We start from the raw sequence: 17,362 nt of genomic DNA, 5'->3' as shown, positions 1-17,362 counted from the left end.
AAAGGCCTCGTGCCGTCAACCCGTCAGAACCCGCCGCCACCGAAGTCGCCGCCGCCCCCGCCGTAGTCCCCGCCCCCGAAGCCGCCTCCGAAGTCGCCGGGGTCGAAGTCCGAGCCCGAGTAGTCCCCGCCCTCGTACCCCGCGCCCGCGCCGCCGAAGTCGCCGTAACCGCCGCCGTAGTCCGCCGCGTACGCCGGGCTCGCCATCATGCCGCCCAGCATCGTGCCGACCAGCAGGCCCGGCAGCATGCCGCCGCCGAAGTAGCCGCCGGCCCAGGGTCCGTACGCCGGGCCCGCCTCCCAGTACGGCCGTCGCTCCCCCGACTCCGTGGCCACCGTCCGGGACATCGGCTGCTCGCCGTCCGCGAGGCGCGTCGCGTCCGCCAGGCACACCGGTACGGTCCGCTCGGCGCCGCCCGGCGGCGCCCACTGGGCGTCCTTCACGGAAGGGCCGTGCCGCGGGTCGAAGAAGCAGGGGGCGCGCCGCTCCGGCAGCGGGCGGCCCTCCCGCCGCGCGGCGAGCAGGGCGAGCGAGAAGCGGCCGTCCTCCAGGGACTGGGTGACGGCCCGTACCTCCTCGGGGCGCTTCGCCGCCGCCATGAACGACTTCGCCTTCTCGTACGAGTCCAGGGCCCGTTCGTAGTCCGTGCGCATCGCGTCGTCCGCTCCCGCCTCCGCGGGGTGGAAGTCGAGCCGGTCCAGCTCCTCGCCGTACGCCGTGATGTCCTCGTCCACCACGACCCGCAGCTTCTCCAGCGCGACGCGCTGTTCCTCGGCCTTGCGCCGTCGGTTGCGCCGGACCACCGCGTACGTGGCGCCGCCGCCCGCGACGAGCACCGCGCCGACACCGATCAGCGCGCCGACGGGGGTGCCGCTGTCGGAGCCGCCGGCGTCCCACGAGGCCGGCGCGGAGCCACGGGCGTCCTTCACCGCCTGGTCGACGAAGTCGTTGAGCTGGGTCTTGGTGTCACCCTCGTCCCCGTACGTCGTGACGAGGTTCGACACGGCCGCGTTGCTCAGCACCGCCGGGTCGGCCTTGGCGTCGAACGCGTCGCCGAGCCGTATCCCGTACACACCGGTCACGCCGGTCTCGGTGCGCAGCTTCTGGAAGAGGTCCTGCTTGGGGAAGTCCGCGGGCAGCACCGCCACGAACACGGGCTTGTCGGCGTCCTTGATCTTCTCCGCGATGGCATCCGCGTCCGCCCCGGACAACTGGTCCGAGGCGGCCGGATCCACGTACACCGGGCTCTTCTCCCAGGCGTCGGCCACAGCCGGGACACTCGTGGCGGCCGCGGCCCCGGGCGCCGCCGTGAACGACACGGCACCCAGGGACAGGAGCATCCCGGACAGCGCGACAAATATTCGCTTCGTCCCATTGCTCATACTTCGAAGCTAACTCAGTCGGGCTCCCGACGGAGGTCCGCGACCACCCCGTCCGCGGCGGCTACTCCACCGGCTCGACGCCCGCCCGCAGCAGACCGAAGGTGTACGCGTCCTCAAGGGCCTGCCACGACGCCGCGATGACGTTCTCCGCCACGCCCACCGTCGACCACTCGCCGTCACCGTCGCTGGTGGAGATCAGCACCCGGGTCGTGGACGACGTGCCGTGCTTGCCCTCCAGGATGCGGACCTTGTAGTCGACCAGCTCCATCTTGGCGAGCTGGGGGTAGATCCGCTCCAGGCCGACCCGGAGCGAACGGTCGAGGGCGTTGACCGGGCCGTTGCCCTCAGCCGTGGCGACGATGCGCTCGCCCTTGGCCCACAGCTTCACGGTCGCCTCGTTCGCGTGCGTGCCGTCGGGGCGGTCCTCGACGATGGCCCGCCAGGACTCGACGCGGAAGTAGCGGCGTGCCCGGCCCTCGACCTCCTCGCGGAGCAGCAGTTCGAAGGACGCGTCGGCGGCCTCGTACGTGTAGCCGCTGAGCTCGCGCTCCTTGACCCGCTCGACGACCCGGCCCACCAGCTCCCGGTCGTCGCCCAGGTCGATCCCGAGCTCCTTGCCCTTGAGCTCGATGGAGGCGCGTCCCGCCATGTCCGAGACCAGCATCCGGATGCGGTTGCCCACCAGGTCCGGGTCGATGTGCTGGTAGAGGTCCGGGTCGACCTTGATCGCGGAGGCGTGCAGGCCCGCCTTGTGGGCGAAGGCCGAGACGCCCACGTACGGCTGGTGGGTGGAGGGCGTGAGGTTCACGACCTCGGCGATGGCGTGCGAGACGCGGGTCATCTCGCGCAGCGCGCCCTCGGGCAGGACCTGCTTGCCGTACTTGAGCTCAAGGGCGCCGACCACCGGGAAGAGGTTGGCGTTGCCGACGCGCTCGCCGTAGCCGTTGGCGGTGCACTGGACGTGGGTCGCGCCCGCGTCCACGGCGGCCAGCGTGTTGGCCACCGCGCAGCCCGTGTCGTCCTGCGCGTGGATGCCGAGCCGGGCGCCGGTGTCGGCGATGACGGTGCCGACGATGGCCTTGACCTGGGCGGGGAGCATGCCGCCGTTGGTGTCGCACAGGACGACGACGTCGGCGCCCGCCTCGGAGGCCGTGCGGACGACGGCTTTCGCGTACTCGGGGTTGGCGCGGTAGCCGTCGAAGAAGTGCTCGCAGTCGACGAAGACGCGCCGCCCCTGGTCCCGGAGGTAGGAGACGGTGTCGCGCACCATCTCCAGGTTCTCCTCCAGGGTGGTGCGCAGGGCGAGCTCGACGTGCCGGTCATGGGCTTTGGCGACCAGCGTGATGACCGGGGCGCCGGACTCCAGCAGGGCGTTGACCTGCGGGTCCGTGGCCGCGGAGCCGCCGGCGCGGCGTGTGGCGCCGAAGGCGACGAGCTGGGCGTGCCGGAAGGTGATCTCTTGCTGGGCGCGGGAGAAGAACTCGGTGTCGCGGGGGTTGGCGCCCGGCCAGCCGCCCTCGATGAAGCCCACGCCGAAGTCGTCCAGGTGCCGGGCGATGGTCAGCTTGTCCGCGACGGTCAGGTTGATTCCCTCGCGCTGCGCGCCGTCGCGCAGCGTGGTGTCAAAGACGTGGAACGAATCGTCGGGCGTGCTGGTTTCCGTCATGCTGATCTGGCTCCTGTGTCGGATCTCGGTCTACCGGAATGACCGGCTCCACCGCCTCAATGATCCCCCGCGCTCCGCGTCCGGCTGATGTTGGGCCAGGAAACGAAAAAACCCCTCGTGGGTACGAGAGGTTTGCGCGCGGGTCTGAGAGACGACGGTGTCCGCCCGTACATGGTGGTACGAGACGGTCACTGCGGACCGGCGCGCCTGCTGCCAATAATCATGGCGAACGAGAGCACGGTGGCAGCCTGCCACAGCCCGCACACACCGCGCTGCCCCGTCTCACGATGCGGGCGGCGTGTCCGCCGCGCCGCCCGCACCGCCGTGAGACGTCAGCGCAGGTGCCGCACGAAGATGTCCCGCGCCTCGTTGGTGTCACCGGGCACCAGGTTCGTGGCGTCCGAGGAGAACGCGACCGTCCCGGCGTCCGCGCTCAGCCCGTAGTGGGACACGGCGGAGTCGGCGTCGCCGCCGCCCTGCGGCACGTCCACGCGCTGGTTCTTTCCGGTGCGCAGATCGCGTACGTAGAGGGATGCCTTGCCGGGGTCGCCGGCGACGAGACCCGAGGCGCCTGACTGGAACACCACACGGCGGCCGTCCGGAGTGATCCGGGGGGTGTACGAGTCGCCGTCCGGCTGGCCGCCCTCGGCGTCGTACACGATCCGCTCGATGGCGTCGGTGCGCAGATCGATGCGGAAGATGTCGTACTTCTCGTTCGTGTCGCCGGGGACGAGGTCGCCGGAGCGCGCGGAGAAGACGCCGTAGCGTCCGTCCCTGCTCAGCGAGTCCACGCCGACCTCGCGGTCGGCGCCCGAGGGTGTGAGGTCGAGCCGCCTGCCCTCGCCGGCCTTCACGTCGTAGATGTAGGTGCGCCCGTCGCGGCCGGGACGCTGCTGGCCTATCGAGTAGCCGACGTGGCTGCCGTCCGCGCTCATGGTCAGCTGCGTGATGTAGTACGAGGAGCTCGCGCCGCCCGTGACGATCTCGCTGATCCGCTTGGTGGTCCCCTTCTTCCGGTCGCGGACGTAGACGCCGGTGTTCATGCCGTCCACGTAGTCGCCGTTGTCCTTGAGCTGCGAGACGAACGTGACGTACCGGCCGTTCTCGCTCGTCTGCGCGGCGGTCGTGTCATGTCCGGTCACGGGCTTGTCCGCGTCCGAGAGGCTGACGAGCTCGGTCCGCTTCTTCTTGAGGTCCCGCAGGTAGATGCCGCTGTAGTGGTTGCCGTCCTCGTCGTACGTGACGGCGGCGAAGGTGACGTAGCGGCCGTCGGCGCTGATGGTCGGCCGCTGGCTCACGTAGTCGGTGAACTCGGCGCCGGAGTCCTGCACGCTGACCCGTTCGACGGTGCCGCGCTTCAGGTCGCGGACGTACACGTCGGGCCAGGTGTCGGTGTCGCCCGGCAGGAGGTTCTTCGCCTCCGTCGAGAAGACCACGTACCGCCCGTCGTCGCTGACGTCCGGCAGCTCCGAGGGTCCGTCGGACTGCGTCCCGTCGGGGGCGACGCTGATCCGTTCGGTGCCCGGAGCGGCGTCGGGCGCCGCGGACGCGGCGGGCAGGGTGGCGGCCGTGACCGCGGCGACGAGTGCCGCGGCGGTCAGGGCGGCGCGGCGCTTGGTGCTGTGCATGGTGAAGTCCCCCGTTTTTGCTGGTTGTTCGCTGCGGATGCCGGTCTTGGCGCGGTCGCACGTTGCTGCGTGCAATGTCTGTGATGCGCGAGATGCTCTTATGGTTGCGGTGTTCCTGGAACTGTCCGCAAGAAGACGTCCGAGACCCCGTTGGTGTCCCCCGCCACCAGATCGGCCGACTTCGAGTCGAAGGCCACGACAGTGCCGTCGTCATTGACCGAGGGGCGCCGTGCCGCGAGGTCGTTGCGGCCGCCCGCCAGGTCGACGCTGATCAACTGCGTTGCGCCGGTGGCCAGTTCGCGCAGGTACACCGAGGGCACGGAGCCCTTGCCGCGCTTCTTCGCCGAGATGTACGCGACGTGGGTGCCGTTCTTGGCGAGCGAGGCCTGAGCCGTGTAGCCCTTCTTCTTCGGGGCCTGCACCAGGGTCGTGGTGCCCGCGTCGAGGTCGCGCACATAGACGTTCGTGTCGCGGTTCGTGTCGCGCCCCTTGCCACCGGTGGCGAGGTTGGTCGCGCGCGAGTCGAAGGCGACGCGGCGCCCGTCGTAGCTGAGCGACGCGCCCGACGAGGCTCCGTCGGCGGCGCCGCCGTCCCGCGCCACGGACACCTTCTCCAGGGCGCCGGTGGTCATGTTCCGGACGTAGATGTCGCCGCCCTGCTCGTAGGAGACGTACTCCCCGTTGGCGCTGATCGACGGGTCGTCGGCGGCCTCGGCCGTGGCCTCGCTGACCAGGTCGGTGGTGCCGCCGTTGAACTTGAAGCGGTAGACGCGCGGTTGGGGCGTCGGGTCCGCTTCGCTTGCGGGCAGGGTGGCCGTGTAAGCGACCCATTGGCAGCCGGGGTCCAGGTGCGGCCGGCCCATCGAGGCGAAGCGGACCCCCTGGTAGCTGTGCAGCCCGGTGATCTTTCCGACCGGGCGGTTGCGGATGTAGACGGTCGGGCGGTGGTCGGGTTTCGGCGGACTGCCCAGGGTCGTGGACTCGGAGACGAACCCGACCATCCGGCCGCTGGCGCAGGGCGCGGCGTCGTACGACGGGCCGTTCGCCCCGTAGCTGACGGACGAGAGGCCGCTCGCGTCCCTGACGGACACCCGGGGCAGGGCATCGGCGCCCACGTCGGCCGTGAAGGCGACCACGCGGCCGTCCCCCATCGCCGGGTCGTACGCCGGGTCGGTGGTCTGCTCCCCCGTACTGGTCGTGCTGACCCGCTCGGTGGCCGGCGGCGCCGGGTCGGGCTCCGCGCGGGCAGGGAGCGCTCCCACTGTGCCGAGCAGGGCGGCGAGGCCAAGGCCGACAAGGGACACGCGTCCGGCGAAGGACACACGGACAGCAGTGGACATGGTTTCCCCCAAAACCTGTCGTTCCCCCCGGCCCGTCACCGAGGGCCCACGGGGATACAAGCGCATCGCGAGGAGACACACAATCCGCAGGAACGCGTACAACCTAGACGGGGGAAACCGGGTCCTAGGAGGCGCCGGAGCCGAGCGCTCCGTCCAGGAACTCCCGTACGTGCGCCAGGATCTGGTCACGTCCCGTGCCGCGCAGGCCGATCGCCACATGGATGGAGAACCCGTCCAGCAGCGCCCGCAGGCGCGCCGCGAACCGGTCGGGGTCGAGCGGCCCGAACTCGCCCCGCGAGACTCCCTCGGCGAGCAGCGCCACCAGGTCGCGGTGCCAGGCGCTCTCGATGGCGACCTGCCGGTCGCGCTCGTCCTCGTCGGCGTTCAGGGAGCGGTTCCAGACCTCCAGCCAGAGCGTCCAGTGGGGGTCGCCGGGGGCGTCGGGGACGTACAGATCGACGTACGCGTCGAGGCGCTCGCGGGCCGTGCCCTGCCGGGCGAGCAGCCTGCCGCGCTCGGCGCCGAGCGCGGACTCGCTCCACTCCAGGGTGCGCAGGAGCAGCTCGTCCTTGGTGCGGAAGTAGTAGAGGAGGTGGCCGCTGCTCATGCCGACCTCGCGGCCGAGCGCGGCCATGGTCAGCTTCTCCAGGCCGCGCTCGGCGATCATCTCCATGGCGGCGGCCAAAACGTCCTCGCGCGGTGGGGCGTTCTTCCGCGCGCGGGCCTGACCTGCCATTTCGTTCTCCTTGATCACACCTTCGGCTGCTGCTGGGTGATGCAGTGGATGCCACCACCCCCGGCGAAGATCGTACGGGCGTCGACGAGCGTGACCGTACGGTCGGGGAAGAGGCCGCGGAAGATGCCGGCCGCGATCTCGTCGTGGGGGTCGCCGAAGGCGCACAGGACGACGCCGCCGTTGCAGAGGTAGTGGTTGATGTAGGAGTAGTCGACCCAGCCCTCGGCGTCCTTCAGGACGGTCGGGGCGGGCACCTCGACGATCCGCAGGGTGCGGCCGCGCGCGTCCGTCTGTCCGGTGAGGGCGGCGACGATCTCCTTGCTGACCTCGTGGTCGGGGTGGTCGGGGTTCCGCTGGGAGTGGACGAGGACTACGCCGGGCGCGGCGAAGGCGGCGACGATGTCGACGTGGCCGAGGGTGCCGAAGCCGTGCCCGGGGTAGTCGGCGGTGAGGCCGCGCGGCAGCCAGATCGCCTTGGTGGTGCCGAGGTGGGCGTGGATCTCCGCCTCGACCTGCTCCTTCGTCCAGCCGGGGTTGCGCTCGGGGCCGAGCTGCACCGTCTCGGTGAGCAGGACGGTGCCCTCGCCGTCGACGTGGATGCCGCCGCCCTCGTTGACGAGGCGCGAGGTGTACGTCCGGGCTCCCGCGAGGTCGGCGACGTACGCGCCGACCTTCGCGTCGTGGTCCCAGCGGGCCCACTCCTGCGCGCCCCAGCCGTTGAACGTCCAGTCGACGGACGCCAGTCGGCCCTTGCCGTCGGTGAGGAAGGTCGGCCCGATGTCCCGCATCCAGGCGTCGTCGAGCTCCCGCTCCACCACCTCGATGTCCGGGCCGAGGAGCTCCGTCGCGTACGCGGCCTGCCCGGGCCCGCAGACCACGGTGACCGGCTCGAAGCGGCGTACGGCACGAGCGACGTTCGCCCAGGCGAGGCGGGACTCGTCCAGGCCCGAGGGATCGTCGAAGGTCGGGTTGGGGCACGGCCACGCCATCCAGGTGCGCTCGTGCGGGGCCCACTCGGCGGGCATGCGGAAGCCGTCGGCGGCAGCGCTCATGACGTACACCCTTAAAGGAAGTAGAGGCGGTTGAGGGAGACGGAGTCGGCGGGCTCGGACCGGACCGGGTCGCCGTCGAGCGTGACCAGGCCGGAACGCTGGTCGACGTCGATGGAGCCGGTGCGGGAGTTGAGCCGCAGGTCGGCGGGCCCGATGCCGCGGGTGCCGCGCACGGCGACCCTGCGCCGCCGGGTCGGCATCTTGTCGTTGCCCTGGTCGACGGCCGCCCGGGCGACGAAGGCCACCGAGATGTCGGCGGGCGTCGAGCCGTACGCGCCGAACTGCGGGCCCAGGACGAGGGGCTCGCAGGTGTCGGTCGCCGCGTTCGGATCACCCACGACCCCGTAGGCGGGAAAGCCCGACTTCAGGACCAACTGCGGTTTGGCGCCGAAGAATTCGGGCCGCCAGAGCACGATGTCGGCCATCTTGCCGACCTCGATGGAACCGACCTCGTGGGCGAGGCCGTGGGCGATGGCGGGGTTGATGGTCAGCTTGGCCATGTACCGCAGGACGCGCGCGTTGTCGTCCCCGTCACCGTCGCCCTCCATGGGGCCGAGCTCGGCCTTCATCTTCCCGGCCATCGCGAAGGTCCTGCGCACGGTCTCGCCCGCGCGCCCCATGCCCTGCGCGTCGGACGAGGTGATGCCGATGGCGCCCAGGTCGTGCAGGACGTCCTCCGCGCCCATGGTCCCGGCGCGGATGCGGTCACGCGCCATGGCCGCGTCGCCCGGCAGATCGGTCTTCAGGTCGTGGACCGAGACGATCATGCCGTAGTGCTCGGCGACGGCGTCGCGCCCGAAGGGCAGCGTGGGGTTGGTGGAGGAGCCGATCACGTTCGGCACGCCCGCCATCTTCAGCACGTTGGGCACGTGCCCGCCGCCGCATCCCTCGATGTGGAAGGCATGGATGGTGCGCCCCTCCAACACCTTCAGGGTGTCCTCGACGGAGAGGCACTCGTTCAACCCGTCGCTGTGCAGGGCGACTTGCACGTCATGTTCTTCGGCGACCCGCAGCGCCGTGTCAAGGGCACGCGTGTGGGCGCCCATGTCCTCGTGCACCTTGAAGCCCGACGCACCGCCCTCGGCGAGCGCCTCGACCAGCGGGGCGTCGTGCGAGGACGAACCCCGGCCCAGGAAGCCGATGTTGACCGGCCAGGCGTCGAAGGCGTTGAACGCGTGCCGCAGCGCCCAGGGCGAGTTGACGCCGACGCCCCACACGGGCCCGAACTCCTGGCCGATGACGGTGGTGACGCCGGAGGCGAGCGAGGCCTCCATGATGCGCGGCGACAACAGGTGTACGTGGGTGTCCACGGCTCCGGCGGTGGCGATGAGCCCCTCGCCCGAGACGATGGACGTGCCGGTGCCGACGACGACGTCGACCCCGTCCAGGGTGTCGGGGTTGCCGGCCCGCCCTATGGCGTGGATCCGCCCCTCCCTGATGCCGACGGACACCTTGCGGATGCCCTGCACGGCGTCGATCACCAGGACGTTGCTGATGACGACGTCGCAGGTCTCGCGGACGGCGGCGGCCTTCAGGTGCAGCCCGTCACGGGCGGTCTTGCCGAAGCCCGCGAGGAATTCGTCACCGTGCCGCTGGGAGTCGGACTCGACACGGACCGTCAGGCCCGAATCGCCGAGCCGGACGCGGTCGCCGGCCCGGGGGCCGTGCGTGGCGGCGTACTCGTACGGGGTGAGGCGGCGCGGTTCGGCGGGGTGGCCTCCGGGGCGGCTCATCGCTCGGCCTCCTGCTCAGTCGTCTGCGGTACGCCGAGGTAGCCGCAGGCGGCGGCGCGGCGCAGGGCCTCTTCGCGGGCGCCCGGCGCGTCAAGCGGCCCGTCGACAAGACCGGCGAAGCCGATCGCGATCCGTTCGCCGCCGATCGGAAGCAACCCGATCTCGGCGCTCTCGCCGGGCCCGAAGCGGACCGAGGACCCGGCGGGCACGGCGAGGCGCATGCCGTAGGCGGCCGAGCGGTCGAAGTCGAGCCGGGGGTTGGCCTCGAAGAAGTGGAAGTGCGAGGTGACGGAGACGGGCACGGTGGAGGTGTTGCGCACGGCGAGCGTCACGACGGGCGCGGGGTCCGCGTGCTCCGGTCCGGGCAGCAGCGCTCCCGGGGCCTCGCTCCCCAGCCCCCCGCCGATCGGCTGGGCGACGACCGCGAGCCGGGACCCGTCGTCGAAGACGGCCTCCACATGCACCTCGGTCACCACATCCGCGACGCCCGGCAGGACGTCGTCGGGCCCGAGGATCGAGCGGGCCCGCTCGATCGCCTCGGCGAGCCTGGCCCCGTCGCGGGCCGCCTCGCACACCGTGTCCGCGATCAGGGCGGTCGCCTCGGGGACGTTGAGTCTGAGGCCGCGCGCCTTGCGGGCCCTGGCCAGCTCGGCGGCCCCGAAGAGCAGCAGCCGGTCGCGTTCCGTGGGGGTAAGCCGCACGCCACCACACCTCCGTCGTTTGAACAACACTCTAACCACGAGATTGCCGCGACGGAAACATTGACGTGCGAGCTTGACTCAGGTCACATTGAGCGGCACTCAAACAGTCGTCCGGCAGCCTGTGTGCGCAGGCGGCCACGATCGAGCGTCAGGGGCGCCCTCATGCCGATGGAACAGCGCGGAGTCGACACCATCCCGGACGGGGAACGCACCAGCGGCCCCCGCGATCTCATCTCGATCCTGCTCGGCTCCAACCTCTGCCTGGGGGTGATCGTCTTCGGCTGGCTGCCGGTGTCGTTCGGCCTCGGCTGGTGGGCTTCCGTCACCTCGGTGGTGGCGGGCACGGTCATCGGCACGGCCCTGACCGCGCCCCTGGCCCTGGTCTCGCTCCGCACGGGCACGAACCTCTCCACCTCCTCCGGGGCCCAGTTCGGCGTGCGGGGACGGCTGGTCGGCTCGGTCGTCGGCCTCCTGCTGTCCCTCGGCTACACCGCGCTGACCATCTGGATCGGCGGCGACGTGATGGTGGGCGTAATGCACCGCCTGACGGGACTTCCGGCGAGCGGCCTCTCGTACGGGGTCGTGTACGCGCTCCTTGCCGCCGCCACGGTGGCGGGCGCGGTCTACGGCTACCGTGCGCTGCTGCGCCTCTCGCGCGTCCTCGCGGTCGGCATGACGGCGCTGCTCGTCCTCGGGGTGGTGGCGTACGCCCCCGACTTCACGACGTCGGCTCTGCCCGAGGCGGGCGGCTACCTCCTCGGCTCTTTCTGGCCGACGTGGCTCCTTGCCCTGGTGGCGGCGGGCCTGAGCGGTCCGATCGCGTTCATCACGCTCCTGGGCGACTACACGCGCTACGTCTCCCCCGCCCGCCACAGCTCCCGCACGGTGCTGCGGGCGTCGTGGATCGGCCTGCTCGCCGGGCTCCTCGTCCCCCAGCTCTTCGGCACGTTCACGGCGTACGCGGCGGGGGCGGCGCTCGACTACGCCGGGCCGCTGGTCTCGGCCGCCCCCGGCTGGTACCTGGTCCCGCTCCTGCTTGCCGCCTCCGCGGGTTCGGTCGGCAACGCGGGCCTGATGCTGTACTCGATGGGCCTGGACCTCGACGCGATCCTGCCGCGTGCGTCGCGGGCCCGCGCGACGTACACCGTGGCCGTGGTCGCCACGGGATGCGTGTTCGTGGGGCACTACGCGTGGGAGGCGCAGGACGCGATGACGTCCTTCGTCCTCCTCCTCACGGCCATCGGCACGCCGTGGGCGGTGATCACCCTGATCGGCTTCGCCCGCTGCGGGGGCGTGTACGACGCGGAGGCGCTGCAGGTCTTCAACCGCCGTTCGCGGGGCGGGATCTACTGGTACCGGGCGGGGTGGAACGTCCCGGCGACGGTGAGCTGGGCCCTGGGCGCGGCGGTCGGCCTGGCGGCGGTCTCGCTCCCCTCCTACGAGGGGCCGCTGCTCTCCCTGACCGGCGGGGTGGACTGCAGCTTCCTGCTGTCGGGAGTGGTGGGCGGCGTGGCGTACGCGGTGCTTGAGCGGGGACGGGCCCCCGAGCCTGTGGAACCTGCGGTCAGCGTGGCCCCCTGAGCGCGAAGGCCGGGCCGGAAGGCTTGCTTCCGGGCCCGGCCCTCTGCGGTTCTACGGAGTCAAGCCCTCAGCCGAGGTCGTGCATCCAGCCGTGGCGGTCCTCCGCCGTGCCGCGCTGGACGTCGAGCAGTGCCTCGCGCAGCTTCATCGTGACCGGGCCCGGCTCGCCGCCGCTCTGCGTCCACTCGCCCGAGCGGCACTTGACCGTGCCCACGGGGGTGATCACCGCGGCCGTGCCGCACGCGAAGACCTCCGTCAGCGTGCCCTCGGAGGTGTCCGCCTGCCACTGGTCGATCGAGACCCGCGACTCCTCCGACTTGTAGCCGAGGTCCTGGGCGACCGTGAGCAGCGAGTCGCGGGTGATCCCGGCGAGCAGCGAGCCGGTCAGGGTCGGCGTGACGATCTTGTCCCCGTACACGAAGTACAGGTTCATGCCGCCGAGCTCCTCGACCCACTTGTGCTCCACGGCGTCCAGGTAGGCGACCTGGTCGCAGCCCTTCTCCGCGGCCTCGGCCTGCGCGAGCAGGGACGCCGCGTAGTTGCCGCCGGTCTTGGCGTCGCCCACGCCGCCGGGGACGGCGCGCACGCGGTCCTCCGACAGCCAGATGGAGACGGGCTTGACGCCACCGGGGAAGTACGCGCCGGCGGGCGAGGCGATGACGATGAAGAGGTATTCGTTGGCGGGCTTCACGCCCAGGCCGACCTCACTGGCGATCATGAAAGGCCGCAGGTAGAGCGATTCCTCGCCGCCGTGCGCCGGCACCCACGCCTTGTCCGCCTTCACCAGCGCGTCGCACGCCTCGATGAACGTCTCGACCGGCAGCTCCGGCATCGCGAGGCGCCGCGCCGACCGCTGGAAGCGCTCCGCGTTGGCGTCGGGGCGGAAGGAGGCCACCGAGCCGTCGGGCTGCCGGTAGGCCTTCAGACCCTCGAAGATCTCCTGCGCGTAGTGCAGGACGTTGGTCGCCGGGTCGAGCGAGAGCGGGCCGTACGGCACGAGCTGGCCGTCGTGCCAGCCGCGCCCCTCCGTCCACTTGATCGTCACCATGTGATCGGTGAAGTGGCGGCCGAACCCGGGGTTGGCCAGGATCGCCTCGCGCTCCGCCTTGGACAGCGGGCTCGAGGTGGGCTTGAGCTCGATCGTGGGTGTCGGCGTCGTCGTCATGAGTACTAGTCCTTCACGGTGTGATGGTGACGGACCGCGCTCACGCCAGTACGTCTCGTACCAGGACGTCCGAGCAACCCTGCATTCCGCGGCCCCACGTTCGATTATCGCTCGCGTGGCGCCGAGGAAGAAACAGCGTGAATGCGGCCCAGGGGTCGATGGTGGCACCCGCAGCCGCATACGAGAAGCCGCCGGGTGGTGAACCAGACCCGGCGGCTTCTGTGCACAAAGGATGAGCGCCGGGTCAGCCCGCTACTCGTACGGCGAGCGCGTCGCCGATCTGCTCGGTGGTGCGGACCGTGTCGCCGCGCTCCGCGAGGTCCGTGGAGACGGCGGTCTCGATGCGTGCCGCCTGGTCCTCGTAGCCGAGGTGACGCAGGAGCAGGGCGACGGACAGGACGGTGGCCGACGGGTCGGCCTTGCCCTGGCCCGCGATGTCCGGCGCCGAGCCGTGCACGGGCTCGAACATCGACGGGAACTCGCGGCTCGGGTTGATGTTGCCCGAGGCCGCGACGCCGATTCCGCCGGAGACGGCGGCGGCGAGGTCGGTGATGATGTCGCCGAAGAGGTTGTCGGTGACGATCACGTCGAAGCGGCCCGGGTCGGTGACGAGGTAGATCGTCGCGGCGTCGACGTGGATGTAGTCGGTGGTGACGTCGGGGAACTCCTTCGCCACCTCGTTGAAGACGTTCGTCCAGAGGTGACCGGCGTACGCGAGGACGTTGTTCTTGTGGACCAGCGTCAGCTTCTTGCGCGGGCGGGCCTGCGCGCGGGCGAAGGCGTCACGGACCACGCGCTCCACACCGAAGGCCGTGTTGACGGAGACCTCGGTGGCGACCTCGTGCGGGGTGCCCGTGCGGATCGAGCCGCCGTTGCCCGTGTACGGGCCCTCGGTTCCTTCGCGTACGACGATGAAGTCGATCTCGGGCTGGCCCTTGAGGGGGGTCGCCACACCCGGGAGCAGCTTCGACGGCCGCAGGTTGACGTGATGGTCGAAGAGGAAGCGGAGCTTCAGCAGGAAGCCGCGCTCCAGGACGCCGGACGGGACCGAGGGGTCGCCGATCGCGCCGAGGAGGATCGCGTCGTACTGCTTGAGGGCCTCGACGTCGGCGTCGGTGAGGGTCTCACCGGTCGCGTGGTAGCGCTTGGCGCCGAAGTCGAACTCCTTGGTCTCCAGCTTCACATCCTGCGGGAGGACGGCGTTGAGGACCTTGAGCCCCTGGGCCACGACTTCCTGGCCGATTCCATCACCGGGGATCACTGCGAGATTGAGGATGCGAGAACTTGCCGACATGCGAGCAGCGTACGCGTCGTCCCAGTGGATGACACACGCAGTCCGGCATGCGGACACTCCTGGTCACGCCATGGGTGCGTCATCACATGGCCACCCTCCCTTCACCCACAGGCCTGGCGGGAGTTGGGAGTCACCGGGAAGTTGTATGGACATGGACACCCCCAACGTCGGCATACCGGAGCGGCTCGCGGCCGGGATGAGCATGCCGGAGCAGCACGATTACCTGCGCAAGAAGCTGTCCCGGCGCAAGGTCCTCGCCGGTTCGTTCGCCACGGCCGGGACGGTCGGCGGCATCGGCCTGCTCGCGGGCAGCTCGGGCAGCGCCCACGGCGAGAGCGCGTCGGCGTCGAGCCCTCTCACCACGGCCTCCGCGCCGTCCGCGCCGGTCAGGGTCGACGGCAGGCTGGTGGCGCCCTTCGCCCGGCATCTCGCCTTCGGGGCGGACCCGAAGACGCAGATGCGGGTCTCCTGGCAGGTGCCGTTCGCGGTCAAGTCCCCGTATCTGCGGGTGGGACTGAAGCCCTGGGAGCTGAGCCGGAAGATCGAGGCGGAGGTACGCGACCTGCACACCCCGACCCTGTCGAAGAAGCTCCCCGCGGTCGAGCAGTACTACCTGCACGCGGCGCTCGACGGTCTGAGGCCCGGCACGACGTACTACTACGGGGTCGGCCACGACGGCTTCGACCCGGCGTCGCCCGAGCGGATGGCGACGATCGGCTCCTTCCGTACGGCGCCCGCGACACCGGAGAAGTTCGTGTTCACGGCCTTCGGCGACCAGGGCGTGAGCTACGACGCGCTCGCCAACGACCAGTTGATCCTGGGCCAGAACCCGTCCTTCCATCTGCACGCGGGCGACATCTGCTACGCGGACAGCACCGGGCACGGCAAGGAGTCCGACACGTACGACGCACGCGTGTGGGACACCTTCCTGGCCCAGACGGAGTCCGTGGCGAAGTCGGTCCCGTGGATGGTGACGACCGGCAACCACGACATGGAGGCGTGGTATTCGCCGGACGGCTACGGCGGCCAGTACGCCCGCTGGTCGCTGCCCGAGAACGGCTTCGACCCGAAGGGCGCGCCGGGCGTCTACTCCTTCACGTACGGCAATGTCGGCGTCGTCGCGCTGGACGCGAACGACGTCTCGTACGAGATCCCGGCCAACAAGGGCTACACGGACGGCAAGCAGACCGCGTGGCTGGACAAGCGCCTCGGCGAACTGCGGGCGGACGGGACCGTCGACTTCATCGTGGTCTTCTTCCACCACTGCGTGTACTCGACGGCGACGCACGGGTCCGACGGCGGAGTACGCGACGCGTGGCTCGACCTGTTCAGCAGGCACCAGGTGGACCTGGTCGTCAACGGCCACAACCACGTCTACGAACGCACCGACGCGATCAAGGGCGGCGAGGTCGGCAAGCCCGTACCGGTCGGCGCGTCGACTGATCCGACGCGCGACGGCATCGTGTACGTGACCGCGGGCGGCGCGGGCAAGGACCTCTACAGTTTTCCGGCGGGCGTGAAGGACAGCTTCGAGGGGAGCATCGAGGACCGGGACTCGATCCTGTCGTTCCACTGGACGAAGTCACGCGTCGCCGACCCGGACACGGTGGAGTGGTCACGGGTGCGGTACACCGGCTTCTCGTTCCTCGCGGTGGAGGTGACGGCCGGCGCCCACCCGAAGCTGACGGTCTCCGCGCTCGCCGAGAGCGGAGAGCGCGTGGACCACTTCGAGGTGGTGCGCGGTGAGCAGGGGCTCAGGGACTGACGGGTCAGTGCCCTGTCTCGCCGCCGTTGTCCCTGCGGTCGAGTGCGCGCTGCAGGGCCGCCGCGGCGTTCTTGCGCTCGGAATCGGTCTTGCGGGAGGCGTGTCGGACTCGGCGTGCGGTCGTCTCGGCCATGAGGGATCCACTCCTTGAGGGGAAGGGTGATTCGTGTTTACGAGACGCCGGGGGCGGGGAGCGGCGGGGCCACAGGGGTTGCCTGCACGGGGCTCCGGCTCACGACCGCCATTCGCTTGATCGAGCGAGACGTTCGGCTCCTACAAAGCTAAGCGAGGACGGAGCGTCTGTCTCCACAATTACTCGGACTTCCTACTATCTGAGACGGCCTTCGCTTCCGGCCCCTCCTCCGGCGGCCCTGAGCTCGCGGATGAGGGCGCGGACAGCGACGGTGGAGGCCAGCTCAGGCGTGGTGACGTAGCCCACGGAACGCGACGGGCGCTCCGGACCGAGATCGGTGATCCCGATTCCGTCCGGTGCTCCGTTCAGCGAGAGCGCGGGCATGATCGCCATGCCGTGTCCCCTGCTCACCATCGAGAGCACCGCTCCGTCGTCCTCGGTCAGCACGGTCGCCTTCGGGATCCAGTCCTGTCCGGCCCACCACTGCCGGGTGTAGGAGCCGCAGTTCTCGTGCCAGTCCACGAGGGGCAGGGAGCGCGGGTCGGGGTGCCCCGCCGGGTGCACCAGCGAGTAGGGCTCCTCGATGAGTACGTCACCGATGAGCCCGGCGGGCACCGGCGAGGTCGCCCCGATCGTCGCGATGCCGACGTCCGCGCGCCCCTCCGCGACCTCCCCCGCGGTGCCCGCGCCCAGCTCACGGACGACGCGTACCTCCGGCTCGATTCCGGGATGGCGGGCGGTGAGGCGCTCCAGGACGGGCGGCAGCAGGTGCAGGGCCACGCTGCGGAACGCGGCGATGCGCAACACTCCCGCGACCGTGCCCTGTGCGGCGCCCCGGGCCTCGGCGGCCAGCGCGTCAAGGAGCCGCAGGACGCGCCGGGCGTGCGCGGCGGCGACCACGCCGGCCGGGGTCGCACCCTTGCGGCCACGCTCGAAGAGCACCGCCCCCACCTTGCGTTCCGTCCCGCGGATGGAGTGCGAGACGGCCGACTGGGTCACCCCGAGCGCCTCGGCCGCCGCCGAGAACCCGCGCTCGCGGTCGACGGCGACGAGGATGCGCAGTTCGTGCGGTGCGAGGTCGGTGGCAGCGGCCATCATGGGTCCCACCTGCTTCTATGAGGGCTCTTCATGGTTCGGGGCGTTCCATGAGCGCAACCCACTCCCCGGCCCCCGCATTCCTCCGTAC

14 protein-coding genes are annotated in these 17,362 nt (G+C 70.8%); 2 read left to right on the top strand and 12 right to left on the bottom strand.

The genetic code is table 11. From position 1 onward, the window contains the following. Nucleotides 1-23: 23 nt before the first annotated feature. The 8 genes from ACWD02_RS31160 to ureA all read right to left on the bottom strand — a co-directional run bounded on the left by ACWD02_RS31160 (nt 24) and on the right by ureA (nt 10,238). The gene (locus tag ACWD02_RS31160) at nt 24-1,382 is read right to left on the bottom strand and encodes a hypothetical protein (protein ID WP_451216314.1); all 1,359 of its coding nucleotides are present in this window, start codon (nt 1,380-1,382) and stop codon (nt 24-26) included. A gap of 61 nt (nt 1,383-1,443) precedes the next feature. After that, nucleotides 1,444-3,048: a citramalate synthase gene (cimA, locus tag ACWD02_RS31155; RefSeq protein ID WP_451216311.1), complete on the bottom strand. Its 1,605-nt coding sequence runs from the start codon at nt 3,046-3,048 to the stop codon at nt 1,444-1,446. A 332-nt stretch (nt 3,049-3,380) separates the two neighbouring features. After that, a complete protein-coding gene (locus ACWD02_RS31150; protein ID WP_451216308.1) occupies nt 3,381-4,676 on the bottom strand; it encodes a TolB family protein in 1,296 nt (431 codons plus the stop codon). 98 nt (nt 4,677-4,774) lie between these two features. Further along, complete coding sequence (locus ACWD02_RS31145) at nt 4,775-6,016, bottom strand: TolB family protein (protein WP_451216305.1); 1,242 nt, start codon at nt 6,014-6,016, stop codon at nt 4,775-4,777. 124 nt (nt 6,017-6,140) lie between these two features. Continuing rightward, a complete protein-coding gene (locus ACWD02_RS31140) occupies nt 6,141-6,752 on the bottom strand; it encodes a TetR/AcrR family transcriptional regulator (protein WP_451216302.1) in 612 nt (203 codons plus the stop codon). A gap of 14 nt (nt 6,753-6,766) precedes the next feature. Continuing rightward, a complete protein-coding gene (locus ACWD02_RS31135; RefSeq protein WP_451216299.1) occupies nt 6,767-7,804 on the bottom strand; it encodes an agmatine deiminase family protein in 1,038 nt (345 codons plus the stop codon). A gap of 11 nt (nt 7,805-7,815) precedes the next feature. Next, nucleotides 7,816-9,537, bottom strand: a complete 1,722-nt coding sequence (locus ACWD02_RS31130; RefSeq protein ID WP_451216296.1) for an urease subunit alpha — start codon at nt 9,535-9,537, stop codon at nt 7,816-7,818. Next, nucleotides 9,534-10,238 (bottom strand): urease subunit gamma, encoded by a 705-nt coding sequence (gene ureA, locus ACWD02_RS31125; protein ID WP_451216293.1) that lies wholly within the window; start codon nt 10,236-10,238, stop codon nt 9,534-9,536. The genes ACWD02_RS31130 and ureA overlap by 4 nt, the downstream gene beginning before the upstream one ends. Before the next feature lie 162 nt (nt 10,239-10,400). On the opposite strand from ureA, the gene ACWD02_RS31120 reads away from it, so the two are divergent. Then, nucleotides 10,401-11,819: a cytosine permease gene (locus tag ACWD02_RS31120; RefSeq protein ID WP_451216290.1), complete on the top strand. Its 1,419-nt coding sequence runs from the start codon at nt 10,401-10,403 to the stop codon at nt 11,817-11,819. 67 nt (nt 11,820-11,886) lie between these two features. Here the strand turns inward: ACWD02_RS31120 and ACWD02_RS31115 are convergent, their stop codons facing one another. Together ACWD02_RS31115 and ACWD02_RS31110 are read right to left on the bottom strand one after the other, a co-directional pair. After that, entirely contained in the window at nt 11,887-12,984 is a 1,098-nt protein-coding gene (locus ACWD02_RS31115; protein ID WP_451216287.1) for a branched-chain amino acid aminotransferase, read from the bottom strand. A 244-nt stretch (nt 12,985-13,228) separates the two neighbouring features. Next, on the bottom strand, nt 13,229-14,278 hold the full coding sequence (locus tag ACWD02_RS31110) for a 3-isopropylmalate dehydrogenase (protein WP_451216284.1): 1,050 nt from the start codon (nt 14,276-14,278) through the stop codon (nt 13,229-13,231). Between the two features lie 151 nt (nt 14,279-14,429). Here ACWD02_RS31110 and ACWD02_RS31105 point away from each other — a divergent pair, with 151 nt between their 5' ends. Next, nucleotides 14,430-16,043, top strand: a complete 1,614-nt coding sequence (locus tag ACWD02_RS31105) for a purple acid phosphatase family protein (RefSeq protein ID WP_451216281.1) — start codon at nt 14,430-14,432, stop codon at nt 16,041-16,043. A 4-nt stretch (nt 16,044-16,047) separates the two neighbouring features. Here the strand turns inward: ACWD02_RS31105 and ACWD02_RS31100 are convergent, their stop codons facing one another. Both ACWD02_RS31100 and ACWD02_RS31095 read right to left on the bottom strand, forming a co-directional pair. Further along, nucleotides 16,048-16,176 carry a hypothetical protein gene (locus ACWD02_RS31100; RefSeq protein WP_344520127.1) on the bottom strand — a complete coding sequence of 43 codons (129 nt, stop codon included), beginning with the start codon at nt 16,174-16,176 and terminating at the stop codon, nt 16,048-16,050. A gap of 195 nt (nt 16,177-16,371) precedes the next feature. Further along, nucleotides 16,372-17,274 (bottom strand): LysR family transcriptional regulator, encoded by a 903-nt coding sequence (locus ACWD02_RS31095; protein WP_451216278.1) that lies wholly within the window; start codon nt 17,272-17,274, stop codon nt 16,372-16,374. Nucleotides 17,275-17,362: the final 88 nt, after the last annotated feature.

The sequence above is a fragment of the Streptomyces sp. NPDC002853 genome, from assembly GCF_053591915.1.
This window is presented reverse-complemented; position numbering and strand designations above follow the sequence as displayed.